We start from the raw sequence: 23,521 nt of genomic DNA, 5'->3' as shown, positions 1-23,521 counted from the left end.
GAAGCCGACGCCATCCGGGCCACACTGCAGTTCCGATCGTGGCGAACTTCTACTACCGGCAGACCGCCGCGCCCGCCCCGGGCCAGTTGCGGCGTGGACCGCATACCGACTGGGGCGTTCTGATAATTCTGTACCAGGACGACATCGGCGGACTGCAGGTGCACCAGGACGGGCACGGCTGGCGGGATGTGCCGTTCGTGCCGGGGAGTTTCGTCATCAACATCGGTGACATGATGGCGTTCTGGACCGGCGGGCACTAGGTCTCCACCCCGCACCGGGTATTGAATCCCGATGCGGGACAGGATAATACCCGCCGGTCGATACCGTACTTCTACCTGCCCAACCACGACGCTCCGGTCTGGCCCCTGACCCGGCCGGGCGCCACGGCTCCCGCCGACACACCCGCCACGACCCCGGGCCGGTGGTACCGGGAAAAGCTGGCCGCCACCTACTCCTGATCCCGGGCCAGGCCGCTGCGCGCCCACCAGCCGCAATGCTCATCTGCGTAGGCCCGTCAGTCCACCGTCTGATCGCCGTCGGGCACGTCCCGCACCGTCACCGGGGCGCGCCCCGGCAGACCGAGCCCGGCTGCCACCGCGCGCGCGATGCCGTCCGGGTCGGGCCGCTCCGGGACCGGTACGGGCTCGCCGTCGCCGTAGCTTTCGATGGCCCTGGTGAAGTAGGAGGGATGCCAGGCGCCGACGGCGCCCCGCACCTCGACGGCGATGATCGGCCGGGTACCCGCCTGCCGCGCGGCAGCGGCCAGGATCGCGTCGGATCGCAGCTCACCGGGCACCTGGAAGAGGCTGGCGTGCGCGCCGACCTTGGCTCCGCCGCCCAGACGCAGGGTGACGGTCAGACAGCTGGTGACGGAGGGGTAGAGGATCTGCCGGCCCGGCGCGGCCTCGGCGACCTGGCCCTCGGTGATCCGGACCGGGTCGGTCACGGTGCGGGGCGCGGCGACGGCGGCCGACACGGGCTGCGCGGCGAGTGCGACGGCGGCGACGAGCAGTGCGCGGCGGGTGGGCCGGACGGATATGGGCGTACGGGAGTCGGGCACGGCGCTCCTTGGCGATGGGATGGCGATTCGGCATTAGCGTGCGTTGGAAAACTATTCCAAGACAACCGATCTGGCGCGAGTGTGGGCGGCCGGCCCACGCGCGCCATGCGGCAAAGTAGTGCTTCTGACTTCGGGCCTGTCGCCCTCAGTCGAACACCACACCGCGCAATCGAGCCGTATACTGGGCCGCTCTCTCCATTGCGTCCTGGGCCGCATCCAACTCGATCAGCACTTCCTCCAACACTTCCCGGGCCCCGGCGACGCAGTAGCCGGGAGTAGTCAGTGCCCCGGCGCCAACGGTATCGATGATCAGCCCCGATTCGGGTAATGCCGCATACCCTTCGGACAGTTCGGCGACCGCGCGGCGCAGCTCGCCCATCTGCGCCAGCAACTGCCCGCGCCTGCTTTCCAGCTCGATCGGATCCGCCACCGTGCACTCCAGTCTGCACCGGTATGTAACCGCCCGGCCGCCTGGCGGCAGCTCCTGGAACGCACTCAACTCGGCAATACCGGATGTTCGCCGGAAGGTTCGGTGGAGTCCTGATCCTGGTCGGCCCGGTGCCCGGGAGTGGGCTCAGGGGCCGACTGCGGCGATGGCGTTGATCTCGATCTTCAGGCGTGGATCGACCAGGCGGGAGACCTCGACGAAGGTGCTGGCGGGGAACACGCCCTGGAAGTACGCGCCCAGTTCCTCGCCTACGGCGTCTTGGTCGTCCATGTCGGTCAGGTACACGTCGATGCGCACCACGTCGCTCCACCGTGCCCCGGCGGCATCGAGGCAGCGGGTCAGCGATTGCATGACCAGGCGTGTCTGCTCGCGGACATCGGCGGGCGGGTCCAGTCGGTCGTGCCGATGCGGATGGTCGTGGTACAGCGGCAGCGCGGTCGCACCCGAGAGGAATACCAGCTTCGCGGGAGAGACGGTCACCACCGGTTCGTAGGGCATGAACGCGTCGCTGTCCTCGACGCGGATGCGGTTGATCTCCACCGGGCCGGACGCCGATGCGGCCTGTTTCGTTTCCATTTCCTCAGCCTGTCTCCGCGGCTTTAGCGTTGTCCAACATCAAACGTCGATGGACCCAGCACGAATGGAGATCAAGCGTGGAGCTACGCCGTCTGGAGCACTTCGTCGCGGTCGCCGAGGAGGGCAGTTTCACCCGCGCGGCCCGGCGCCTGCACGTGGTCCAGTCCGGGATCTCTGCCTCGGTGCGGGCCCTGGAGAAGGACCTGGGGATCGCTCTCTTCGACCGCACCACGCAACGCGTGGAGCTCACCGACGCCGGCGGCGTACTGCTCGAGCGGGCGCGGCGCATCCTGGCCGAGGTGCGCCACGCTCGCCAGGCCGTCGACGAGGTCCGCCAGGGACTGCGCGGACGCTTGGACCTGGGCATCCTCTACGGCTGCAGCACAGTCGGCGTCGCGGCCCTGCTGGCGGAGTTCCGTCACGATCACCCCCACGTCGAGGTCCGCCTGCACCGCCCGGCCCACGGCACCGACGACAATCTGCGCCGGCTCCGCAACGGCGACCTCGACCTGGCGTTCCTCATGCTCACCCGCCGCCCGGTCGGCATCCTCGCCCATTGCCTGCGCACCGAGCCCGTCCTGCTGGCGTGTGCGCCCGACCACCGCCTCGCCCGGCACGAGGCGGTCTCCCTCACCGATCTCGGCGACGAGGCGTTCATCGACTTCTCGCCGGGCTGGGGCGTGCGCGCCGCCGCCGACCGCGCCTTCACCGCGCTCGGCGCCGAGCGCAACACCGTCTTCGAACTCAACGACAACGCCACCGTGGCCGACCTCGTCCGCCACCGTCTCGGCGTCGCCCTGGTTCCGCAGTTCTTCGCCGAGCAGGCACCGGACCTGCGTTACCTCTCGGTCGTCCCGACGCCTCCGGCCTACGACATCGTCCTTGCCGCCGCCTGCGACCGTCCGCTCGGTCCGGTCGCGCGCGCCTTCCATGCCTGCGTCCTCGACGCCTACCCGCCCGAGGCCGGATAGACAAAGGCAATACCGGCATCGAGTCGATCAGAAAAATGTTCAGGGCACACCGAGCGCCGCGAGCCGAGCGAGCAGGCGTCTGAGGCTGGCGGCTTCTCCCGTGGACAGGGTCGAGTGGAGGAACTCGTCCTCCACCACCCTGATGCGCTTCTTGACCTTCACGTACAGAACGCGCCCGCTATCGGTCAGACGGACGGTGCGCTGACGTTGATCACTCGCACGTGCACGAGCGACGAGTCCGCGCGCGGTCAGATCGTTCAGATGCTTGCCCAATCGGGTGGGGTCGCGACGCGTGCGGCGCGACAGCTCGACCTGGGAAACACCCTCCGCCGACGCCAACTCGGTCATAATCGCGTACTCCCACATCGACAGCCCCGCCTCCCGCAGGATCGGTTCCTCCAGCGCCGCCAGCTGCGGAAACACGCTGGCCATCAGCGCAGCCAGATCCGGCTCGTCCCCCGCCTCGTCCTTCTCAGACATGGACACCCTTCCCAATATCGTCTACCGTGGTAGAGGATCTAGCGCGCCTGCGTTCGGCGTGTTCAGTGTCCCCGACCCCGGAACGGGCCCCGGAATCTCGAGAGTCTCCCCGACGGGGATGTGGAGACCAGCGACAGCGGAAGCGAGGACACGCAGTGGATGTATCCATGCTGCACACCCTGACCGAAGACCTGGCGTCGTTCCTGTCCGAGGTCACACAGGGCGACCTCAGGTGTCCGGTGCCGTGCTCCACGCGGGACGTGGGTGATCTGTACCTCCACCTCGTCGACCAGAACATCAGCGTCGCCACAGCCATTGCCGGCGAGGCGATCCCACGCGGGCAGGGGGTCGGCCCGATGGACAGGGCCTCGCTCGATGCCTCCATGGACTATTACTACGGCGGTGCCGGACTCGAGGTGGGCTATCGACGGACTGCCCGTCTCATGGAGAACGCGTTCACCTCCGTGACAGACATGAGCCGACTCTGTCGAGTGCAGGGGTTCCGGGGAGAGGTCGACGTCGCGACCCTCTACGAGGAGCAAATCAGGAACGCAGTCATCCACACCTGGGACATAGCCCAGGCGCTGGGCTTGCCCTATCAACCGGCCCCCGACGTCACCCAGCGGGTCCTGCGAACCATTGTCCTGCGGACAACGCAGACACCGCCGACCGCGACCCCAGCCGGCACCGACACGGAGCCTGAAGTAGTCGATGACGCGGGCGCCTTCGCGTGCGTCCTCACGCTGTCGAGACGTGTGCGCTGAATTCAGTCTGGAAATCGCGTCGGCGACCCGCTCGTCCCACCACGACCCGCGGCCGTAGTTCTGCACACTCCGGAATCGTGACGAAGTCGTCCACACGATCGGGCACGGATTGCGGTCGAGCAGGCTCATGTCGTAGGTCGCGGGGGTCTGGAAGACCAGCACGTAATGCTCGGTCAGCGCCATATCGTGCAGAAACGTCGGCGCCTCGATCTCGAAACGGACGTCGGTGGTCAGCTCACCGGCGGCGTCGATCACGTAGTAGTCGATGATCGGGCGGACCATGTCGTAGCCGAAGGAATGCAACGCACCCGTCGCCGGGTCCAGCTTCGGGTGAGCGATGAAATTGCCGCGCAGTTTCCCACCGAACGTGTACGGGCCTATCGTGTCCAGCTCGGGACTCATCTCGTAGGGGATGGTCTGCTCCGACAGCGACAGGATTCGCCCGGCGTGCACCTTCACATCGGTGTTGTTCGCGGCGTACTGCTGGAGCTGGTTGCCGTCGGCGTCGAAGGCGAGTTCGGCCTTGTGTCCGAAGGCGGGGTGCGAACGTACCGGTTGCGATACCACTCCGCGCGCCCCTCGCGAATCCGGAGGCCGTGAATCATTCCCGGGCACAGAAAGGCATGACCCGGATCCATGTCCGGCACGGGGTCGATGCCGTTGCGGAAGTAGCGCCCGGTCAGCTCCGGTGGGATCGCCCCCTCCACCCGGAGCTCGGTCAGGGTGAGTTCCTCACCGATCGGCTCCAACAATCCCCGGTTGTAGGTCACATTCTTCGTCGATGTCAGGCTCAGCGTCATTGGAATCCTCCACAGCGGTCGGGTACGGGCTCCGCATGCGGCGAGCTACCGATAACCGCTATCTTCGAGCCCTGCCCTCGCCCGGCTATATGGCCGCTCGACCTCGAATGCCGGCCCCGCGTTGTGCGCGGGCATAACAGTTCCCACACTCGACCACCCTTCGATGAAGTCTGTGCGACGGCACAGCGGTTCCGACCGAATCGGCGACCGCGGGCCAACGACGGTGAGACCTCTCGCCCCGGAGCCTGGAGAACGACCCTGATTCGAACACCCAACGGCGACCACGGAGGATCGGATGACATTCGCGCCCTGTATCAGCGTCGAGGACACCGCGCGCAGCATCGAGTTCTACACATCCCTCGGCTTCGACGTCGATTCCAGCACCGCACGTCCCGGCGACGACATCCACATGCTGCTCTACCGCGGCCAATTCTGCGCGATGATCTACCGCAATGCGGACCTGAAGAAATGGCTGCCGGTGCTCGCCGACCAGCCGATCGGATTCGCGGGCATGCTCTACCTCGGAGTCGACGATCTCGACGCGACCTACGACACCTTCTCTGCCGGAGCCGAGATCGTCAAGCCGATCACCGAGGACCACAACGGCCAGCGCGAATTCTATTTCCGCGATCCCGACGGCTACGTGATCGGCGTCAACGACAACAACGCCATGCAGGCCAGCGACCTGGGCAAATACGCCGAATCCACGCGCTGACCCTTCGCGCGCAGCGGCTTCTTTCTGCGCGCCGAGTCACAACTCGAGGCCTTCCCATTGCAGAGGGGCAACTCGACAGCAATGCTGGTGTCACGATGCACACGATCGGTACCGCTGTCGACGCGCCGTCGCTGGTTCGCCATTCCGTCCAGCACTGGATTGGAGATCACAGGCCGCTATGGGACGCATCCGTATCGGACGCATTCGCGTATCAACCGACCGGGCCGAAACCGGTGGGGCCGACATCGGCGATCGCGGCCGGTCACGCGCCAGCTCACCGAGACGCCGGCCTCGCAAGTCCACCAGTGCCGCCGACGGTCCCCGGTATGCCGTCCGGGAGCGTCGACCACGGGTGACGACGGCCGAGCAGCGGCGCGATATCGCACTGTTGCTGCGCGGGAGCATCTATTCGGGTGTCTCACCCTCACCGACAGCGACCGGGGAGGAGTATTCGGCCCGTCAGGTCATCGACTTCTGCCTGGACCTGGGGGAGGTGATGCTGTCGTCGGGAGCCGATGCGCGCAGTGTCGAGGTAGCGATCGTCGCGGTGTCGGCGACCTGGAATCTGGCGGCCGTGGAACTCGACTTTCCCGGCTCGTCGATCCATATGGTGTACGCCGCGCCCGACGGACCGACCATCGCCGGATTGCGGACCGTGCGTGACACGGGTGCCGACCTGCACCGGCTCAACAACGTGTACGGCGTTGTCGACGACATCGTCAGCCATGAGACCGACATGACCCAGGCCAGTCAGCGACTCGTCGAGGAGATGCGCTCCGGTCCGCGATGGCCCTATCGGGTTGTCGCGGGCGCCATGGGCGTTCTGGGCGTTGTCGTCGCACTGCAGGCGGGCGGGACGTACTGGTCGGCCGTCGGCGCATTCGCTCTGATGTTCGTGCTGATGTACCTCGGTAAGGTACTCGGGAGACGATATCTTCCGACATTTTTCGTCGCCGTTGCGCAAATGGCGCTGGCGACGATGGTCGGCAGCCTGGCGATGGCGTACAGCCCGATCAATCCGGGCGAGGCAGCCAGTATGGTCGCCGCCTGCGTGGTGCTGCTCCTGCCACACCCGTCGATCGTCGCGGCGGCGCAGGACGCGATATCCGGATTCCGGGGCCTGGCCCTGGTGCGTGGCCTGGCCATCGGCCTGGTGGTGCTCGGAATGGTCACCGGCATTCAGACGGGCCTGGCGGTGACCCGGTGGGTGGATCTCGAAGTCGATCCGTCGGCGATCTATTTGACCGGCCTGACGACGTTCTGGGCGCTATTCGCCTCGGCGATCGCTGCCGCGGCAAATGCCTTCGCTCAGGGGGCCACCGCGCGGGTCGTGCCGATTTCCATGGCGGCAGCGGTATTCACCCAGCTGATTGTGCAGTTATGTGCCCGGGCACATATCGGCCTGCAATTGTCGTTGATGCTCGGCGCGGCAATACTCGGTGCCGTCAGCACGTGGACAGCCGCCCGTCTACGTATATCTCCGGCATCGATAATCGTTCCGGCATTCTGCGGCGCCCTCCTGCCGTCGCTGGCGGTCGCACATTCATTACTGAAGTTCATCGCACATGCGCCGGGATCCGGAGTATCGTTCGCATTCTCTGTGCTCACCACGCTGGCAATCGGCGCGGGCCTGGTACTGGGCAATCTTTTAGCTACCGGCGGGGCGCGTCGAATGGTCAGCATGCGAACCCGGATCCGCTCGGCGAGCCTCGACACCGAGCCGCAACCGACTGCCCCGGAGGCCAACGGGCAACCGGATTCGTAACCGCGTCCTGCCGCAGCTGCTGCCCCTCGCCGCGCCAGGCAGTCAAGGCCTCGCACCTTCGGGGGCACCCTGACTGATACCCAGCCGGCTCGACGGTTGCTCCGAATAACCAGACGGTGCACGACGGTCGCCCAACGGCTGCCGGGCACTATCTCGGGTACACCCGGCACCGGCGGACGGATATGCCTCGAGCCGCTCCGACCCACCGGTGCCGGGCACACATCTCCTGTACCCGTCCAACCAGTACGGTCCGAAATCGGTTGCAGCGCAATGCACGAATCCGGCAGGGCTCCCCGGACAGATCACCGTGCCGCCTGTCCGGGGAGCGAGGCTGTCGTCCTACGCGGTGACGGCCTCTGCCTGCGCCGTGGTCATTGCCCACTCGCCTCGGGGGGTGAGACCAACGCCGACGTACGTGCGAACAGCGGGGTTGTCTGGCGCGGGCGGGCGGCGGGCCGGCTTCGCTGCGGCGCCAGGATCTTTCGATAGGTCGCTTCGTACCCGGCGCCGAGTCGGCCCACCGAGAACCGCTCCTCCACCCGGCGGCGGCACTCGGCGGGCTCGAGGTGGCGCACCGCGTCGAGCGCCTCCGGCAGCTCAGCGGGATCGTCGCAGATGATGCCGGTAACCCCGTCTTCCACTACTTCGGCGACGGCGCCGCCGCGCAAGGCGACAACGGGTGTGCCGCAGGCCATCGCCTCGATCATCACCATGCCGAACGGTTCTTCCCATTGGATCGGAAACAGCAGGCAGCGCGCCGAGGCCAGCAGCAGCCGCTTGGCCACGGCATCGGCCTCGCCGAAGACACTGTCGTCGGCGGTCAGCAGCGGCCGCACCGCGGAGTCGAAGAACTGTATCTCCGAGGGCTCATTGCATTTCGCGGCCAGCACCAGCCGCAGCCGCGCGCGATGGGCCGCCTCGAGCGCGAGATGCGGCCCCTTGTAGGCCGCATAGCGGCCCAAGAACAGTGCGTAGTCCTTCTTCTCCTCCCGGAACGGCCACTGGCTGGGCCGCACCGCGTTGTACACCCGGCCCGCCCAATTCAAATCCGGTGCCAGGCTGCGTTGCCGGTCGCTGATGGCAACCAGATGAGCGCTGGTGCCGAGCGCGCGGTAATAGTCCCCTGAGTCGCCGTCGACCGGACCGTGCACGGTCACCACGGTCGGTATCCCCAGCGCCTGATAGGCCGGTGCGTTGAGGGGTCCGGCAAGGGTGTGGTCGTGCACGATATCCACCCGCTCTCGAGCCGCGATCTGTTCGATGGCACGCCGCACTTTCAACGCGTTGCGCACTTCTGGGTCGGCCTGCCCCAGAACTTCGGGAATCGTTGTGTCCCAGAGAGGAACGAACCGTGCCCTGGTTCCTTTCTTGCCCGCGCCCAGCAGAGTGACCCGATGCCCTCGATCGACCAGCGCGTCAGCCAATTCGGCGACGACGGCCTCGACCCCGCCGTAACCGTCCGGTGGCACATCGAAGTACGGCGGCGCGACCAAAACGATGTGCAGTGGACCGCCCGAGGTGGGCAGTTCATGGACTGTCGAATCGGCATGGGAAACCTTGCTGCTCACGGTACTTCCTCCTCAGCTGTGTGATGCTGCGAGTAAACGTCGAGAGACAGAACACGTTCCTTTCGCACGAGCCATCTGAATTTGTCGAATTACTACTGGCTGAAACAAAAGGAAACACCGAACTACGAGCACCCCAAGATATGATGCTCGTGCACGACAAAACAGAACTCGGCGCCGAGAACCTTCACCGCGCGCCACCGCTACCAGCGCTGAACATACAGCGATCCCGCTCCCCTCATCGAGCAATCGCTGCCCCCTGCTTACCCGTAAGCGAACAACTTCAATCCTGCGTCTTCAAAATTGGCTCGACACCCCGCCGTTCCACGCTCACCCGGCCGAGATACCGGACAGGAAACGCCCAGAGCGCCGGCACCCCGACTCGCCCTGAACCGGTGCGCATGGCAGGCAAAGGAGTTTTGCCCGGTAGTGGACACTTGTTGTTCCCGCCGGGCCGCGATATCGGTGGTGCCCATGCCATGACGGCAACGCGTAACGCGATGAGCACAGTCGGCCTTGACTCGTCCCCTTGGGGTCGGCTTTACCGTAGCGGGCGAGGAGAGGAGTGTTCGAGTGCGGGCGAAGCAAGCCGCCGATGCGGCGGGTGTGACGTGAAAGCGCTGCGGCATTACGAAACACTGGGCCTGATACGGCCGGCGCGACTGCCGAACGGCTACCGCGAATACAGCGAAGCCGACGCGCGATTGGTGACGGAGATCCGCCTACTGACCTCCCTGGGCCTGAACCTGAGCGAGACCGGACCGTTCCTGGACTGCCTGCGGCAGGGGCACGACCTCGCAGACCAGTGCCCGGAATCGCTGTCGGTCTATCGGTCCAAGATCGACCAACTCGATCGGCTCATCGCCCACCTCACCCGCAACCGCGACGAACTCGCCCGCCGGATGCACGCAGCCGCCCGACGCGGCTTCGGGCTCGACGCCGACGAGAAAGGACCCGCCATGCTGCCGCAAGCCGACCCGCTACCGAAGGACCTGCCCGCACCCCACGACGACGGCGCCGCCGACCATCTACCCGGCATGACGATGCCGGGTTTGAGATTCACCTCGACCGACGACACCGAGATCCGACTCGACAACGTCTGCGACGGACGATGGATACTGTTCATCTACCCGCTGACCGGTAAGCCGGGCACCGACATTCCCCAGGGCTGGAACGAGATCCCCGGAGCGCGAGGCTGTAGCCAGGAGGCATGCAGCTTCCGCGACAACCTCGCCGACCTGCACGCCCAGGGCATACAGCACGTTATCGCGCTGTCCAGCGATCGCACCGAATACCAACGGGCACTGGCGGATCGGCTACATCTGCCCTATCCGATGGTCTCCGACACCGAACTCACCCTGGCGCGGTCACTGAATCTGCCCACCTTCGACGCCAACGACGCAACGCTCTACAAGCGCCTCACCATGATCGTGCGGGGCAACACCATAGAACGCGTCTTCTATCCCATTTTCCCGCCGGACACTCACGCCGCCGAAGTCGTCCGGTGGCTCGCAGACAATCCCTAACTGGCGAGGAATTGCCCGGATTCGCTCATAACCTGTGGTCGACCGACCCACACGTGTGGGTCGACCTCGTCACGAGAGCATGTGCGGCACCGAACCCGACTCCGCCGCCGAACCCGCCTCAGCCACCACCGACGACGAGGCCACCCACTCACCTGACCGCCGTACCGAGGACTTTCCGGCATAGAGGGTTGCGGTCGAGTGTCGAGAAGTGTGATCTGTAACACAAACCTAGTGGTCTTTCGATATGCAGTCCCCCGGACGAAACGGCGTCCACGGGCACAGCTAGACAAGGACCACGGTCATGACACGCACACCCGACCCCGACACCATCAGCACTACCGCCACCGTCCCCCTGGCGGGACCGGCCCTGCGCTCCAGGTACCGGGCACGAGCGGTCACCGGCATGCTGGCCCTGGCCGCCGGGGCGCTGATGCCGGTAGGCATCACCACCACAGCACACGCCGACCCGATCGAACTGGCCCCTCTTCTGGCGTGTGTGGGGGACGAGCACACCGAGTACAAACCGCCACTGACCAATCAGCCGCAGGACGTCAAGGTCTCGACCGAGGCCAACTACGGCCCGTGCGGGTCCACCCATCCGCAGATCACCTCCGGGACCGGTGGATTCAAGAATCAGCAGCTGGCGAACCGCAGCTGCAGCGACCTACTGAACCCCACTCCGTCCGAGTTCACGATCAAATGGAACACCGGCGAGGAGTCGAGGTTCGTCGGTCAGCGGATGTCGAACACCGTCGGCGGCGTCTTCGTCGTGACGGTTACCGGCCAGGTCGTCGACGGACCGTTCCAGGACGAACCTTTCGTCAAGACCCTGCAAGCAGCAGCCACCGACATCACCCTCTGCACGGTCGGTCAAGGTGAGGTCAAGCGCATCGACTCGACGATCGACCTCGTCATCGGCTGAGCCGGCGAGGAAGACGAACTGTTCGACCAGGCCCTGCCCGCCAAGTGACCGCACCGTCGGGCAGGCTTCGGTCGACGGTTACGTCGACGGCGCCACGCAAGGCTCAATCCCACGACACGCCGGGTGCCGGGCTCTACTCTCTGCTCGTGACCAGCGATATCCCAGACGCCGAGGGCGGGCAGATGCGCGCCTCGACCCTGGAGCTGTTCTTCGATCTCGTGTTCGTCTTCACGGTGACGCAGCTGACGCACGCGTTCACCGAACATCCCGGATGGCCCGCGCTGGGGCGGGTGGTGCTGGTATTCGCCCTCACGTGGTGGATGTACAGCGGCTATGTGTGGCTGACCAACGAGGTAGCACCGACTTCGACGGCTCGCCGCACCGGTCTGTTGGTGGGCATGTTCGGGTTCCTCGTGATCGCCGTCGCGATTCCGGGCGCCTTCGAGGGCTTCGGACTCGCCTTTGCGCTGGGGTATGCGGTGGTCAATGTCATGCACTCGGTGCTGTTCTGGGCGAATGCCGGAGCTCGGGTGTCCGCGGCGGCGCTGCGGCTCGTGCCGCCCAACACCACCTGCGCCGTGCTCGTGCTGATCGGCGGATGCGTCCATGGCTGGCCGCGCTATCTGCTCTGGGCCGCGGCCCTGATGGTGCAGATCGTGACGCCCTACGTGTTCGATACCGGCGAATTCGTCGTCCGTACAGCGCATTTCTGCGAACGGCACGGCCTGGTGCTGCTCATCGCGATCGGTGAATCGGTGGTAGCCATCGGTGCGGGCCTGGCGGGCGAGGACCTCACGATCCCGCTGCTCGCCATGGTCGCGCTCGCGCTGACCCTCGCCTCGATGCTGTGGTGGGCGTACTTCGGCATGGACGACGAGCGCGGCGAGCACGCGCTCGCGGCGGTGCCGGGGCCGCGGCGCGGCCGAATCGCCGCGTTCGCCTACGGATACGCGCTGTACCCCATGCTGGTGGGCGTCATCCTCATCGCGGCGGGCATCAGATCCGTTCTTGCCCAAGGGCATCGGTCGGTGCCGGTATCGGCCGCGCTGGCCCTGTCGGGTGGCGTCGCGCTGTTCCTGTTCGGGCAGTGTTGTTTCCGGCTCGTCCTGCGCCTGCCGCGGCCCTGGCTGCGGCTGGTCGGCGCGTCGGCCGTGCTGGCGACGGCTCCCGTCGGCGTTGTGTGGGTGGGCTGGGCGCAGCTGCTCCTGCTGGTGATCGTGGGCTTCGTCCCGGTGTTTGCCGACGATATGCTGAGCGTGCGCGCGGGCGAGCACAACACTTATCTGTAAACGTCCGAGCCGCCCACCGGAAGCGTGGCGCCGTAAGCGGCTGACTGCGTGTCTTTCCATCCCTTGTTCTAGGGATCGTCGATAGGTGTGGGTGGGGTCCAGACTCGATGCGAAGGGTGAATACGAACAGGAGGACACCATGCGATCTACTCAATGGAATTCGGTTGCGACGGTAGCGAGTGAGCAGGTGGGGGCGGCCCGAGCAACGGGTGCAACCTTTGGCTCCCTTGTGGCGACTCCGCCGAGGTATCCAGCCATAGACCTGTCCGCACTGGAGCCGCTGCCGTACGCGGAGCTGCTGCAAAAAGTTCGAGAATGGGTCGCGACGCCGAAAGAAGATAGAGGTGAGCCGGACAGGACACTCATGGCCTGCACTACCTATTATCAGACCTACGTTTGGACCGGCACGACCTTGGATCCATGGGGAGCCGACTGCGACTGATACATCATTGCGGCAGGGAGGCTGAGATGATTTTAATCATCAGTGACCGAAGAGACATCCACGCATACTTCGTCGTCGTAGAGCTGGAGAAACTGGGTATCGAATATGGGTTTCTCAACGGCGCGGACTTCCCAACAAATATCACCATGTCGCAGTCGATCGAAGAAGGTGCAGATCTTTGCACCTTCTCCCTCGAAGACGGCTCGGTTGCGAAAAGTTCGGAGGTGCACGCGGTCTGGTACCGCAAGCCGGGCCTGCCCCGCCTTCATCCCGACACCGGACCCCACGAACTAGAGTTTGCTTTCGGTGAATCTCGCGAGGGCCTGCGCGGGCTCTATGACGCACTTCGGCACGCGTATTGGATCAGTCCTCTGGACAATATCAATAAGGCGTCGAACAAGCTGCGTCAGTTGCGCACGGCCTCCCGCCTGGGCTTCAAGGTGCCCAGGACTGTGTACACAAACGATCCGGCGACCGCGCGTGCGTTCATATCGAGTAACGACGGAGGTGTGATATACAAGCCGGTCGGTGACGGGGCGCTGTTCGAGCGTGCGGGCAGGTGGGATCCTGGGACGGTCGTCGGCGAGATCTACACATCGCTTCTCGATCAGCCGACCATCGAAGCAGGCATTTCCCGGCTCTCGGCGTGCCCTGTCCTTTTTCAAGAGTACATCGAGAAAGAAGTCGAGCTTCGCGTAACCGTGGTAGGGCGATCGGTCTTCGCGGCCGAATTGGATTCGCAATCACATCAGGACGCATCCGTCGACTGGAGACGTGGAGATGTGCTCACCATAGAACATCGCGTGCACGAACTTCCATTCGAAGTGCGCCAAAAATGCGTAAGCCTGGTCGAGGAGTTAGATCTGGAGTTCGGCGCCATCGATATGATCAAAAGCAAAGATGGACATTATGTATTTCTGGAAATCAATCCCAATGGTCAATACCTGTGGATCGAAGATATGACCGGTCTCAAAATCAGCAGAGCGATTGCGGAGCAACTTTTGCGCGGCCACGAGGATGCAAGTCGCCGTGGTCTGCCGGGAAGGCCCCACACGCTGGCATCGCTCGGCGGGCCTGCGTGAGTGTTGTCGGTAAAATGGAGGTCAGCTCGACAACTCCGCGAGATATGTTGCAGCGGACTCGGTTTCGGGTGCACCTATGCTCTCGTAGAGCGTGACTGCTTCACGAAGATCGGCCTTCGCTCTGGCGCGGAGACCGAGGTGCACTCGGCATCGGGCCGATCCTTCCAGCGCCCGTGCCTGTTCCAATGGATTCTGTATGTTACGGGCCGTGCTCAACGCCTCGTCGTAAGTTGCCAGGGCTTGCCGGAGATCGCCGGATCCGATCAGAAGCGCACCAATCCGATTGAGGGACTCCGCGACGCCCGATCGATGGTTGACACGGCGAAAGATTGTCAGCGCACGCTGCATCAGATCGGCGGCAGCCGAGTAGTCGCCGGTCGAATACCGCACCCACCCCAGATCGCCCAGTGCTTCGGCTTCACCGATACGGTTGCCGACGCTCTGGTAGAGAGTGAGCGCCTGCGGTAACAGAGCGGCAGCGGCTGCGTACTCCCCCGCCAGGCAGTGCACCCTACCGAGGTTCTTCAGGGCAGACGCCTCACCGGATCGATTGCCGACTTCACGGTAGATCGCCAATGCCTGTTGGACGAAATCGGCCGCAACCCGGTAATTTCCGGCCATTTGCTTCATCCATGCCAGATTGTTGAGAGCAAAGGCCTCGCCGGAGCGGTGCTCCAGTTGCCGGTAGATTGTCAGCACGAGTTGCAGTAACTCGGTACCCGTCTCGTAGTCACGCCTGAAGCAGTGCACCCAGGCCAGCAGGAAATTGGCGAAAGCTTCTTCGGCGCGGTGGCCGGTATCTCGATAAATTTCGGCTGCGCGCTGGAGCATATCGGCCGCAGCTGGATCGTCAGTGGTCAAGTAGTGCAACCAGCCCAGTTGGCAGAGGGCGATCGCTTCACCGAATCGGTTGCCCAGGTCCTGATCGATTGTCAAAGCCTGCTGCAGTAGTCCGATTGCGGTGCAGTAGTCACCCGTAACGTGCTTCAGCCAAGCCAACATGTTCAGGGTGACGAACTCACCCGATCGGTCAGCGACCTCTCTATCGATCGCAAGCGCCTCCTCGAATAGGGTCGCCGCGATGGTGTAGTCAGCAGCCAAGAAACGTGTCCAGGCCAATGTGCGGAGGGCCAATGCCCGGACAGCGGGATCATCAATGCCGCCTCGGTTTTCCAGCACCCTTTGCAACAGATCGGCGGCGACCGAGTAGTCATCGGCGAGATAGTCTGCTGTGCCCAGATCCGCCAAAGCAATTCCCCTCGCGCCGAGGTCGCTGATGGTCTGTCCGGCAGCGCCGGTACGTTGCTTGGAGACGACGGCGGTCTGCCAAGGACACTGCAGGCGCAGCTCTCCGGTGAGAGCGTTGGTCAGGTCGATCACATCAGACAGCCGATTGTTCGAGGCAGCGAATTCCAGACAAGCCATCAGGTTCGCACGCTCGACACCCATCCACGCCGAAGCAGAAGCGTAGGTGGACACTTCGGGCACCGGTGCGAGGGCGGAGTCGGAAGGAGACGCCGGGTGCATTGCCGTCGTCGGACTGATAGCGGTGATAGCCGTGTGCCTGTAGTAGTTCAGGAGTCGGTCGACGGCTCGATGACTGTCTTCGACAGGATCGGCAGCCGCGAGGCTCTGAGCGTATTCGCGGAGCAGGTCGTGGAGACGGTAGCGGCCCGGCGTGATTTCGTCGATGAGGTGATCGGTGTAGAGGGCCTCGAGGCCGCGACACGCCGCCGTCAGTGTGATGCCCTCGAGGGCGGCAACGGCATAGGCATCGAGGGCAGGGCCCGGGTGCATCCCCAACCGCCGGAACAGTCGCTGCTGGTCCGGCGGTAGATTCTGGTAAGACATGGCGAAGGCGGCTCGAACAGCTCGATCGCCGGCATCGAGCTCGCTCAGCCGATCACGGTTGGCGGCGAATTCCTCGGCCACGCCGGTAAGGGTCCAGGTTGGATGGTGGGCCAATCGCCCGGCAAGCAGCACGATCGCCAAGGGTAAGTACCCACACGACCGGACGATCTCTGCTGCCGCGGTGAGGTCGACGTCGCTCGGACGGCGTTGTGCGAGAAGGTAGAACAGCTCGACAGAGCTTTCGGGGTCGAGAGTGTCCAGCGTCAACGGTAGCGCGCCGTCGAGGGCAACGAGCCTGCGGCGGCTGGTGATCAGGGTCAAACAATCGGTTCCGGCAGGGAGCAGTGGTTCGATCTGGGCGTGGTCACGGGCATCATCGAGAACCAGCAGCACCCGCTTACCCGCCAGACGATCCAGCCACAGATCGCGACGCGTGTCGAGCGAATCAGGTATGTGGCCTGGCGCAATTCCGAGATCGGTGAGCAACCTGCCGAGAACATCGAACGGATCGGCGGGAGTTTGTCCCCGGGTGTGAGCATTCAGTTCGACGAAGAAACGGCCATCGGGATAACGGCTGGAGAGCATGTGCGCCGCTCGCGTGACAAGTGCGGTCTTCCCGACGCCGGCCATTCCATCGACGCTCTGGACCGACACCACCTTACTCTGCCCCGCCGCATCGAGAATGCGGCGTAATTCGATATCGCGACCGACGAACGTGCCGATATCGCGCAGTAACGCGGTCATCGCTATCCGCGGCTGTGGAAAGGCCGTCGGTGCACCGGCAGGATCGGGCTCCTCACTCGCAGCTTTCCATAGATGCCGCCAAGCAAGCCTGTTCAACAGGACCGGCGGGGCCGGGCTCGGCGCTGATTCCGCAAGCCGAATCAGGATCAACAGCACCGGCTCGAACGATTCGAATCGCGACGGCACATTACGACCGGCCCGCCAATCGCTGATCCGCTGTGCCGAGGCACTACCACCGCGTCCGGGGGCCTGCGCCGCCCGCATCCGAGCCTCGGCGGCGGACGCGACCCCCCGCAGTGTCGGATTCCCTGCGGCCTTCCACAACTCTGCCAGCCTGACGGCGAAAAGCGCTCGTGCCGAACGTTTTCCGATGTGATCGCGAGACGAAGCAACGTCACCCACGACGCCACACATTACTGATGAACGCACCTCACTGCGGCGAACTCGGAATACAGACCGAGTAGTTCTGCCGTTGTCATCCCAGCTCACAGGGCGCTTTCCCATACGGACTTCTCGGTCTCTGGTTGGACTGCAGGACAGAGCGTCGCGGTTGTCTGTATTCTGTGTCAACGTGGGTGGGGTTGATCGATCTGGCGGTCATGGCGAGACCGGTTCGCCTAGAGCGGTTTTCGCGGCCAGGCTGGCGGAGCTGTGGGAGGCCGCCGGCAATCCCACATTGCAGCGGGTAGCCGACGCGACCGAGGAGCGGATGCGCGCCGCGCGGGCGCCCGGTCAGGTCCGCGGTTTCTCGGTGCAGCGGATCAGCGATTGGCGGACCGGTCGCAATGTGCCGTCTCGGTTCGAATCGTTCGAGCCGGTGCTGTTGACGTTGATTCGGCTGGCCCAAGCGACATCCGGCCCGATTCCTTCCGTCCTGTCGAACCGATCGGCCTGGCAGCGGTTGTGGCAGGCCGCGAACGCGGAACCCTCGTCGCACCCGGTGGTGACGACCGCGCTGCGACGCGACATCGACACGTTCGTCGGCCGCTCTGCCGAGTTGCACCGGATTCTCGACGCGGCCGGCCCGGGCCGGGTGGTCTCCATCCACACCATCGACGGCATGCCCGGCGTCGGCAAAACCGCGCTGGTCACCCACGCCGCGCACCTGCTGTATGACCGGTTCCCCGACGGACGCTTCTTCGTCGAATTGAACGCCCACACACCGGGACAAACTCCCGCCGATCCCTTCGATGTTCTCGCCAGACTGCTCACCGACCTCGGTATCGCTCCGGGTCACATCCCCGGCACACTCGAGGCACGTAGTGATCTGTGGCGGGATCGGTTGTCCCACAGGCGGGTCCTGGTGGTGCTCGACGATGCTCGTGACCATGCCCAGATCGAACCGCTGCTTCCCACCGGCCCCGAATGTCTGGTCTTGATCACCAGCCGTCGTCGACTGGTCGCCCTCGACGGCGCCGTTCCCCTGGTGCTGAACACTCTCGACCCGGCCAACGCTGCTGACTTGTTCTGCCGTGTGGCACAGCGCATTCCAAGCGGCAGCGATACCTCGGCGGTCGCCGACATCGTCCGGTCGTGCGGATATCTGCCCTTGGCGATCGTGCTACTGGCCGGGCGCCTGGCCCACCACCCCACCTGGACGATCCCCGGCCTGGCCGCGGAATTCGCCACCACCCACGATCGGCTCGGCAAACTCGATACCGGCCACCGCGCGGTCCACGCCGCCTTCACCACCTCCTATGCCGATCTGCCCCCGGACCGGCAGCACCTGTTCCGCCGGCTGGCACTGCATCCCGGACCCGACCTCGACGCCTACGCCGTCGCCGCCCTGAACAACATCCCGCTGTCCGCGGCTCGGCGCGCCCTCGACGACCTCTACACCGACCACCTGATCGACGAAACCGCACCCGGCCGTTACCGCCTGCACGACCTGCTTCGCGAATACGCTCGCACCCTGTCCGCCGACGACCCGATCGACGACCGCACCCGCGCCACCGACCGACTCCTCGACTACTACCGGCACACGGGCCTGACCGCCGTACATCCGGCGGGCGCGACCCCCGCCGACTCGGCACCCGCGACGATGCCGGACCTGTCCACGCACGCCTCCGCCCTGACGTGGATGCAGGCGGAGCGGGCTAACCTGCTGGCCTGTCTGAAATACGCCGCGTCAACCGGCAAGGTCTCTCTCGTAGTCGACCTGACCAACGCGCTCACCGGCGAACTGCGCCTGCACGGGGCGTGGCAAACTGCCATCCTGTTCAATAAACGTGCACCCACGGCTGGGCATGTCAACGACCTCAGCGCCGGACTGGTGGCTCTGGGTGCAGCGGAATATCTCGCCGACGACTACGCGGTCGCAGCCGATCTGCTGCAGCACGTACTGGAAACCCGGGTCGGTATCGGGAGTCCCGCCGCCCGCGCGTTTGCCCTACGCACTCTGGCGTGGACACGCTTGCTGGCCGGTGACTATGCGATGGCAGCCGACGTACTGCAGCAGGTACTGGCAATCTACCGCGAGATCGGCAACCGTTCCGGTGAGGCCTCCGCCCGCAATCTCCTGGGTTGTCTGGCGTTCCTGACCGGCGGCTACGCCGCCGCGATCGATCTATTTCAGCAGGCGTTGACCACCTACCGAGAGCTCGGCCACCAGTCCGGCGAAGCCGCCGTCCTCAACTACCTCGGTGGCGTGCAATCGATGACCGGCGACTACCCGGCAGCGGCCGATACGCTACAACAGGCAGCGACCATCTACCGGGGTATCGGCCGTCGAGCCGAAGAAGCCTTTGCCCTCATGCTCGTGGCCTGGGTGCGGTATCTGACCGGCGAGCACCAGGTTGCCGCCGATCTGATCCAGCAGGTGTTGACACTCTACCGGGAGATCGACAATCGCTCCGGTGAAGCATATGCCCTCAATGCTCTGGGTTGGATGCGACATTGGACCGGTGGCTACCCGGAGGCGGCCGAGCTGATACAGCAGGCGTTGGCAATCCACCAGGAAATCGACAACCGGTCCGGTGAAGCGTCCGCTCTCAACAATCTCGGTCGAGTGCGGTACCTGACCGGCGACTATGCGGTCGCGGCCGATCTGATCGGGCAGGCGCGCGCGATCTACGACAGTATCGGCAACCGGGTCGGTGAAGCCGAAGCCCTTGCCAACCTGGGCTCGGTGCGGTATCTGACCGGCGACTACCAGACCGCCGCTGGTCTGATGCAGCAGGCGTTGACGATCTATAGAGATGCCGGGCACCGATCCGGTGAAACCGATGCGCTCAACCGGATGGGGGCGCTGGTGGCCGGGTCCGGAGACCTGCGTCGAGCGTTGGCGATCTACGACGACGCCTTGTGCCTGGCGCGCCGCATGCAGAGTCCATTCGAGCAGGCCCGAGCACTGCACGGATCTGCCCGGTGCCGGATAGGTCTGGACGACCGCATCGCTGCCGAGGTCGACCTGCAAGAAGCGGTCGCACTGTACGAACGCACCGGAGCCGTCGAGACCGGCTCCGCCGCACGCGATCTCGCCGCACTGCAACAAGAACTCAACCGCTGCTGATCAGCACCCTTACGAGTCCAGTGTGGTTGGCACGTCGGCGAATTCGACCGGACCGAACTCGAACACGGCCCGTTCCATGGCTGCGGCGAGATCGCCGTGCCAGGTGTCGGTGACACACGTCCACTGTGAATCGCAGTAGAACAGATACACGGGAATCGAAGTCGTTCCCATCGATGAGCGGCGAAGGCTCCATCATGACCGAAATTATCAACCACTGTGGATCTTCGGTTCCCGGTGTGCCCACCTGACGCAGTCGATTGTCGCGCTGGCTGCCGCCGTCACCGGCGTGCCCGACCTGTTCGATGCGTTCTACCGAATAGACAATCGTCGCCAAATCGTCTGTGGCAGCATCCCCGCGACGAAGTACCCCGGGCGCATCAACGCCGGAACCCACACGCGAATGCGGTTCTTGTACAACCCCTTTACTACGGGCACGATCTGACACCCGGCCGGGTGCGAGCCGACGAGCTACCTCGAGTCCGATCTCACTACGTCCCCCGAGTATCAGTACCGAACCGTCAGCAATAGACCGTGTGCCCACAGCGGCTGAGTCTGTCACCTGCTGCCCTCGTTCACCAACATTGCACCCACGAACTGTCCTGTCCGGCAACGCGGAACGAGCGCGCAGCGGCATTACAGTGCGTTGGGTATCGGGCCGAAAGCTGGAGGGGAACACATATGTCAGGGATCGAGGGGCAGCGGGCCGTCGAGATACTGTCGCTGCTGGAGCAGGAACGTGGACTGCGACTGCACCTGATCCGGCGATTCGAGCGCGGTGACGAGGGCGCGTACGAGGTCGAGGATTCGGGCGGGAACAGGCTGGTCCTCAAATGGCGGCCTTGGTGCCGGAAGGCCGCCGAGGCGGCCCAGGTGACGGCGTGTCGGTTGGCGCGGATGCGCGACCGTGGTTGTCCCGTCCCTGCCGAGATCGCCTCGGGGCGAGCGGGTGACGTCCTTTTCGAACTACAGGAATTGGCCGGCGGCCAGCCCGCGAGCGAGGTCACCACGGATCTGGTGGAGCAGCTGATCGGTGTGGTGCAGGCGCAGCGGGGCGCGGGTCTGGGCCAAGGTGCGGACTGGTGGGATTTCCTGACCGATGGCTTGTTCCGGGACCGTACCTCGTTGTGCCGCCCCTCCATTCTCGACGGCTGCACCGGCCCGGTCGCGCAACTGCTGCAGCGGCTGCGCCGGACTGCACTTGCTGCCCAGCCGCGGCAACCGGTCCCGAATGATGTGGTGCATTTCGATTTCGGTCCCGCCAACGTCTTGGCGCAGTGCGGGCGGCTCACTGCCGTCCTGGACTGGCAATCCTGCCGAGACGGCGATGCCGGCTACGACCTGATCAGCATGGATTGGGACCTGTCGGCTTGGCCCAAGGCCACATCCGAGGTGAGTGAGCGGCTGGCACGAGAGATCACGCGGACCACCGAGCCCGCTGCGGCCGCTGTGTACGCGGCGCACACCGTGCTGCGCAATCTCACCTGGTCCCACCGCACCGAGTGGGAGGACCACATCGTCCGCACCGGACATGCCTTCCTGGACCGCTGGCCTGCCGTGAAAGGCACGCCAGCGACCTCGCGATGACCGGGGACTGCCGTGTCATCAGCAGAAGCGGATGTTCGCGAGATTGAGGAGCTAATTAGCAATTCCAGGCCCTATTACCTGGCGTTTTGTGTTGTAGTAACCTTCCCCAAGGTGGTCACGACGCTACCGGCACCGACGACCGTGTTGGCGCCGATCGTGATACCGGCGCAGACGATGACACCGCCGCCGTGCACCGATGGCAATGCCGTCGGATATTTCGAGGTACTCATCGAAACCAACTCCTGGGCAGTAGTCCCCTACCCGGCTGTGCCGGTACCGCAATAACGTCGATGTGCTCGATCGGCCGGTGGTGGGACGGCGTCGACCGTCGAAGGAAAAGACGGATTAGCGCACGCCCCTGCTCTGGGATTTCGCTCCGAGAAAGGCGGCGGCGGTCTGTGTTCGAACTGGCTAGTGATAGAACGCCACTCGGGAAGACTGGAAATTCCGTGCTCTTGCTCGCGCCGACACCTTGCCTGTCGCGCCCGGTGTGCCTACTCTGCCTCGTTACCGCGCCGAAAGCCTTTGCGGTGCGGCGCGATTCCGATACACCCCCCTCCAAGCGGGCCCGTGTGACGTGGGCAATGTCTCTAGGTCACCTAGATTTTTGGTAGTCGGTGCCGGTACCCCGCCGTCAGAGGCTCTGGCGGCGGGGGACTGGTCGAACCGGATCGTTACCGGCGCGCTTGCCAGAACGCCATGCCGAGCCTCGCGGGTTCACACGGAATCTCCTCGACGTCGACGAAACCGGCGTCACGCAGCAATGTGGGGGATGCGTCCGTCGAGATTCGCATCGAGGACACCACGACCATGAGACAAGCGATGGCCGTAGGATGAGAGCTTTGCGACCATGCCCCGGGGCTTGCCGAGGTCGAGAATGTGTAGCCGCCCCTCGGGATGCAACAGTCCGTACATGACCTTCAGGGCCGACAGTTTCTGGTCGGTGGTCAGGTGGTGCAATACGAAGCCGGTCAGGATTCGATCGATGCTGCCCGGCGCGAGAGCGAGTTCTTCAAGTGTCTCCAGCCGGAACTCGATATCCGCGCTTCGCAGCCGCGAGCGCGCAATCCGCTCCATCTTGGGATCGACATCCGTTGCGATGATCCGGGCATCCGGGTATGCCTGCTTCGCCAATAACGCCAGTTGCCCTGGCCCGCAACCGAAATCGAGCACGGTCATTCCGGGCTGGATGTCGGCCTGGTCAATGAGCTGTCGCCGAACCGGTTGGTAGATGCGCATCAACGGTTCGTACGCCGATGTCAGCCAATCGAATCCGAGCGCGGGCACGAACGACCGTTTGCCTGTGGTACTCATGCGGTTTCCTCTACTGTCAGCCAAGCATGTAGGCAGGCTACCCATATCTACACCTAGGTGGGGGCAGTGCTTCTAATGCGCCGAAGGCGAGGAGTTATCGATGGGCTCGATC

At 64.7% G+C, this 23,521-nt stretch carries 21 protein-coding genes and 2 pseudogenes; 11 read left to right on the top strand and 12 right to left on the bottom strand.

Features of this window, described 5'->3' with window-relative positions; genetic code table 11:
- The first annotated feature begins 38 nt into the window (after nucleotides 1-38).
- Nucleotides 39-260 carry a 2OG-Fe(II) oxygenase family protein gene (locus tag IU452_RS38650; RefSeq protein WP_324192933.1) on the top strand — a complete coding sequence of 74 codons (222 nt, stop codon included), beginning with the start codon at nucleotides 39-41 and terminating at the stop codon, nucleotides 258-260.
- Nucleotides 261-514: 254 nt separating this feature from the next.
- Here IU452_RS38650 and IU452_RS31300 read toward each other — a convergent pair whose 3' ends face one another.
- The 3 genes from IU452_RS31300 to IU452_RS31290 form a co-directional block, all read right to left on the bottom strand.
- Entirely contained in the window at nucleotides 515-1,060 is a 546-nt protein-coding gene (locus IU452_RS31300; protein ID WP_228819058.1) for a hypothetical protein, read from the bottom strand.
- Nucleotides 1,061-1,205: 145 nt separating this feature from the next.
- Nucleotides 1,206-1,490, bottom strand: coding sequence for a hypothetical protein (locus IU452_RS31295; protein ID WP_324192932.1), 285 nt, complete (start codon nucleotides 1,488-1,490; stop codon nucleotides 1,206-1,208).
- A 144-nt stretch (nucleotides 1,491-1,634) separates the two neighbouring features.
- Nucleotides 1,635-2,084, bottom strand: a complete 450-nt coding sequence (locus tag IU452_RS31290; protein WP_195112796.1) for a RidA family protein — start codon at nucleotides 2,082-2,084, stop codon at nucleotides 1,635-1,637.
- Between the two features lie 77 nt (nucleotides 2,085-2,161).
- Between IU452_RS31290 and IU452_RS31285 the strand changes: the two genes are divergently transcribed.
- Nucleotides 2,162-3,055, top strand: a complete 894-nt coding sequence (locus IU452_RS31285; protein WP_324192931.1) for a LysR family transcriptional regulator — start codon at nucleotides 2,162-2,164, stop codon at nucleotides 3,053-3,055.
- A 39-nt stretch (nucleotides 3,056-3,094) separates the two neighbouring features.
- On the opposite strand, the gene IU452_RS31280 is transcribed toward IU452_RS31285, so the two are convergent.
- A complete protein-coding gene (locus tag IU452_RS31280) occupies nucleotides 3,095-3,535 on the bottom strand; it encodes a MarR family winged helix-turn-helix transcriptional regulator (protein WP_195112795.1) in 441 nt (146 codons plus the stop codon).
- A 167-nt stretch (nucleotides 3,536-3,702) separates the two neighbouring features.
- Between IU452_RS31280 and IU452_RS39690 the strand changes: the two genes are divergently transcribed.
- On the top strand, nucleotides 3,703-4,299 hold the full coding sequence (locus IU452_RS39690; RefSeq protein WP_195112794.1) for a maleylpyruvate isomerase family mycothiol-dependent enzyme: 597 nt from the start codon (nucleotides 3,703-3,705) through the stop codon (nucleotides 4,297-4,299).
- Nucleotides 4,300-4,401: 102 nt separating this feature from the next.
- Here IU452_RS39690 and IU452_RS39685 read toward each other — a convergent pair.
- Both IU452_RS39685 and IU452_RS39680 read right to left on the bottom strand, forming a co-directional pair.
- A pseudogene (locus tag IU452_RS39685) lies at nucleotides 4,402-4,866 on the bottom strand (carotenoid oxygenase family protein); the annotation flags it as partial.
- On the bottom strand, nucleotides 4,755-5,099 hold the full coding sequence (locus IU452_RS39680) for a carotenoid oxygenase family protein (RefSeq protein WP_416382392.1): 345 nt from the start codon (nucleotides 5,097-5,099) through the stop codon (nucleotides 4,755-4,757). The gene IU452_RS39680 and the pseudogene IU452_RS39685, both read right to left, overlap by 112 nt.
- Nucleotides 5,100-5,394: 295 nt before the next feature.
- Here IU452_RS39680 and IU452_RS31265 point away from each other — a divergent pair, with 295 nt between their 5' ends.
- The gene (locus IU452_RS31265; protein ID WP_195112793.1) at nucleotides 5,395-5,814 is read left to right on the top strand and encodes a VOC family protein; all 420 of its coding nucleotides are present in this window, start codon (nucleotides 5,395-5,397) and stop codon (nucleotides 5,812-5,814) included.
- A 352-nt stretch (nucleotides 5,815-6,166) separates the two neighbouring features.
- Complete coding sequence (locus tag IU452_RS31260) at nucleotides 6,167-7,579, top strand: threonine/serine ThrE exporter family protein (RefSeq protein WP_195112792.1); 1,413 nt, start codon at nucleotides 6,167-6,169, stop codon at nucleotides 7,577-7,579.
- Nucleotides 7,580-7,950: 371 nt separating this feature from the next.
- Here the strand turns inward: IU452_RS31260 and IU452_RS31255 are convergent, their stop codons facing one another.
- Nucleotides 7,951-9,147, bottom strand: coding sequence for a glycosyltransferase family 4 protein (locus IU452_RS31255; RefSeq protein ID WP_324192930.1), 1,197 nt, complete (start codon nucleotides 9,145-9,147; stop codon nucleotides 7,951-7,953).
- Between the two features lie 23 nt (nucleotides 9,148-9,170).
- On the opposite strand from IU452_RS31255, the gene IU452_RS31250 reads away from it, so the two are divergent.
- The 4 genes from IU452_RS31250 (at nucleotide 9,171) to IU452_RS31235 (ending at nucleotide 14,405) form a co-directional block, all read left to right on the top strand.
- Complete coding sequence (locus IU452_RS31250; protein ID WP_324192940.1) at nucleotides 9,171-10,670, top strand: redoxin family protein; 1,500 nt, start codon at nucleotides 9,171-9,173, stop codon at nucleotides 10,668-10,670.
- A gap of 301 nt (nucleotides 10,671-10,971) precedes the next feature.
- The gene (locus tag IU452_RS31245) at nucleotides 10,972-11,592 is read left to right on the top strand and encodes a hypothetical protein (protein ID WP_195112791.1); all 621 of its coding nucleotides are present in this window, start codon (nucleotides 10,972-10,974) and stop codon (nucleotides 11,590-11,592) included.
- Between the two features lie 146 nt (nucleotides 11,593-11,738).
- Complete coding sequence (locus IU452_RS31240) at nucleotides 11,739-12,881, top strand: low temperature requirement protein A (protein ID WP_324192929.1); 1,143 nt, start codon at nucleotides 11,739-11,741, stop codon at nucleotides 12,879-12,881.
- A gap of 468 nt (nucleotides 12,882-13,349) precedes the next feature.
- Entirely contained in the window at nucleotides 13,350-14,405 is a 1,056-nt protein-coding gene (locus IU452_RS31235; protein ID WP_195112790.1) for an MvdC/MvdD family ATP grasp protein, read from the top strand.
- Between the two features lie 21 nt (nucleotides 14,406-14,426).
- Here IU452_RS31235 and IU452_RS31230 read toward each other — a convergent pair whose 3' ends face one another.
- Entirely contained in the window at nucleotides 14,427-17,402 is a 2,976-nt protein-coding gene (locus tag IU452_RS31230) for a tetratricopeptide repeat protein (RefSeq protein ID WP_195112789.1), read from the bottom strand.
- Nucleotides 17,403-17,571: 169 nt separating this feature from the next.
- On the opposite strand from IU452_RS31230, the gene IU452_RS31225 reads away from it, so the two are divergent.
- Nucleotides 17,572-20,511, top strand: a complete 2,940-nt coding sequence (locus IU452_RS31225) for an ATP-binding protein (protein WP_195112788.1) — start codon at nucleotides 17,572-17,574, stop codon at nucleotides 20,509-20,511.
- A gap of 9 nt (nucleotides 20,512-20,520) precedes the next feature.
- Here the strand turns inward: IU452_RS31225 and IU452_RS31220 are convergent, their stop codons facing one another.
- Both IU452_RS31220 and IU452_RS39340 read right to left on the bottom strand, forming a co-directional pair.
- Complete coding sequence (locus IU452_RS31220; RefSeq protein WP_195112787.1) at nucleotides 20,521-20,682, bottom strand: hypothetical protein; 162 nt, start codon at nucleotides 20,680-20,682, stop codon at nucleotides 20,521-20,523.
- 274 nt (nucleotides 20,683-20,956) lie between these two features.
- Nucleotides 20,957-21,052, bottom strand: a pseudogene (locus tag IU452_RS39340) (oxidoreductase); the annotation flags it as partial.
- Nucleotides 21,053-21,189: 137 nt separating this feature from the next.
- Here IU452_RS39340 and IU452_RS31215 point away from each other — a divergent pair.
- Nucleotides 21,190-22,095, top strand: coding sequence for an aminoglycoside phosphotransferase family protein (locus IU452_RS31215; protein ID WP_195112786.1), 906 nt, complete (start codon nucleotides 21,190-21,192; stop codon nucleotides 22,093-22,095).
- 74 nt (nucleotides 22,096-22,169) lie between these two features.
- On the opposite strand, the gene IU452_RS31210 is transcribed toward IU452_RS31215, so the two are convergent.
- On the bottom strand, nucleotides 22,170-22,325 hold the full coding sequence (locus tag IU452_RS31210; RefSeq protein ID WP_195112861.1) for a hypothetical protein: 156 nt from the start codon (nucleotides 22,323-22,325) through the stop codon (nucleotides 22,170-22,172).
- Nucleotides 22,326-22,848: 523 nt separating this feature from the next.
- Nucleotides 22,849-23,409, bottom strand: a complete 561-nt coding sequence (locus tag IU452_RS31205; RefSeq protein ID WP_195112785.1) for a class I SAM-dependent methyltransferase — start codon at nucleotides 23,407-23,409, stop codon at nucleotides 22,849-22,851.
- Nucleotides 23,410-23,521: the final 112 nt, after the last annotated feature.

It is taken from the genome of Nocardia transvalensis, from assembly GCF_015477765.1.
Lineage (GTDB): Bacteria > Actinomycetota > Actinomycetes > Mycobacteriales > Mycobacteriaceae > Nocardia > Nocardia transvalensis_A.
This window is presented reverse-complemented; position numbering and strand designations above follow the sequence as displayed.

What these genes read in the sequence shown, in the direction of transcription:
- IU452_RS31215 (WP_195112786.1), top strand. Translation starts at nt 21,190, where the DNA reads ATGTCAGGGATCGAGGGGCAGCGGGCCGTCGAGATACTGTCGCTGCTG.
- IU452_RS31220 (WP_195112787.1), bottom strand. Translation starts at nt 20,682, where the DNA reads ATGGGAACGACTTCGATTCCCGTGTATCTGTTCTACTGCGATTCACAG.
- IU452_RS39680 (WP_416382392.1), bottom strand. Translation starts at nt 5,099, where the DNA reads ATGACGCTGAGCCTGACATCGACGAAGAATGTGACCTACAACCGGGGA.
- IU452_RS31280 (WP_195112795.1), bottom strand. Translation starts at nt 3,535, where the DNA reads ATGTCTGAGAAGGACGAGGCGGGGGACGAGCCGGATCTGGCTGCGCTG.
- IU452_RS31265 (WP_195112793.1), top strand. Translation starts at nt 5,395, where the DNA reads ATGACATTCGCGCCCTGTATCAGCGTCGAGGACACCGCGCGCAGCATC.
- IU452_RS31245 (WP_195112791.1), top strand. Translation starts at nt 10,972, where the DNA reads ATGACACGCACACCCGACCCCGACACCATCAGCACTACCGCCACCGTC.
- IU452_RS31210 (WP_195112861.1), bottom strand. Translation starts at nt 22,325, where the DNA reads ATGAGTACCTCGAAATATCCGACGGCATTGCCATCGGTGCACGGCGGC.
- IU452_RS31250 (WP_324192940.1), top strand. Translation starts at nt 9,171, where the DNA reads ATGCTGCGAGTAAACGTCGAGAGACAGAACACGTTCCTTTCGCACGAG.
- IU452_RS31290 (WP_195112796.1), bottom strand. Translation starts at nt 2,084, where the DNA reads ATGGAAACGAAACAGGCCGCATCGGCGTCCGGCCCGGTGGAGATCAAC.
- IU452_RS31205 (WP_195112785.1), bottom strand. Translation starts at nt 23,409, where the DNA reads ATGAGTACCACAGGCAAACGGTCGTTCGTGCCCGCGCTCGGATTCGAT.
- IU452_RS39690 (WP_195112794.1), top strand. Translation starts at nt 3,703, where the DNA reads ATGCTGCACACCCTGACCGAAGACCTGGCGTCGTTCCTGTCCGAGGTC.
- IU452_RS31235 (WP_195112790.1), top strand. Translation starts at nt 13,350, where the DNA reads ATGATTTTAATCATCAGTGACCGAAGAGACATCCACGCATACTTCGTC.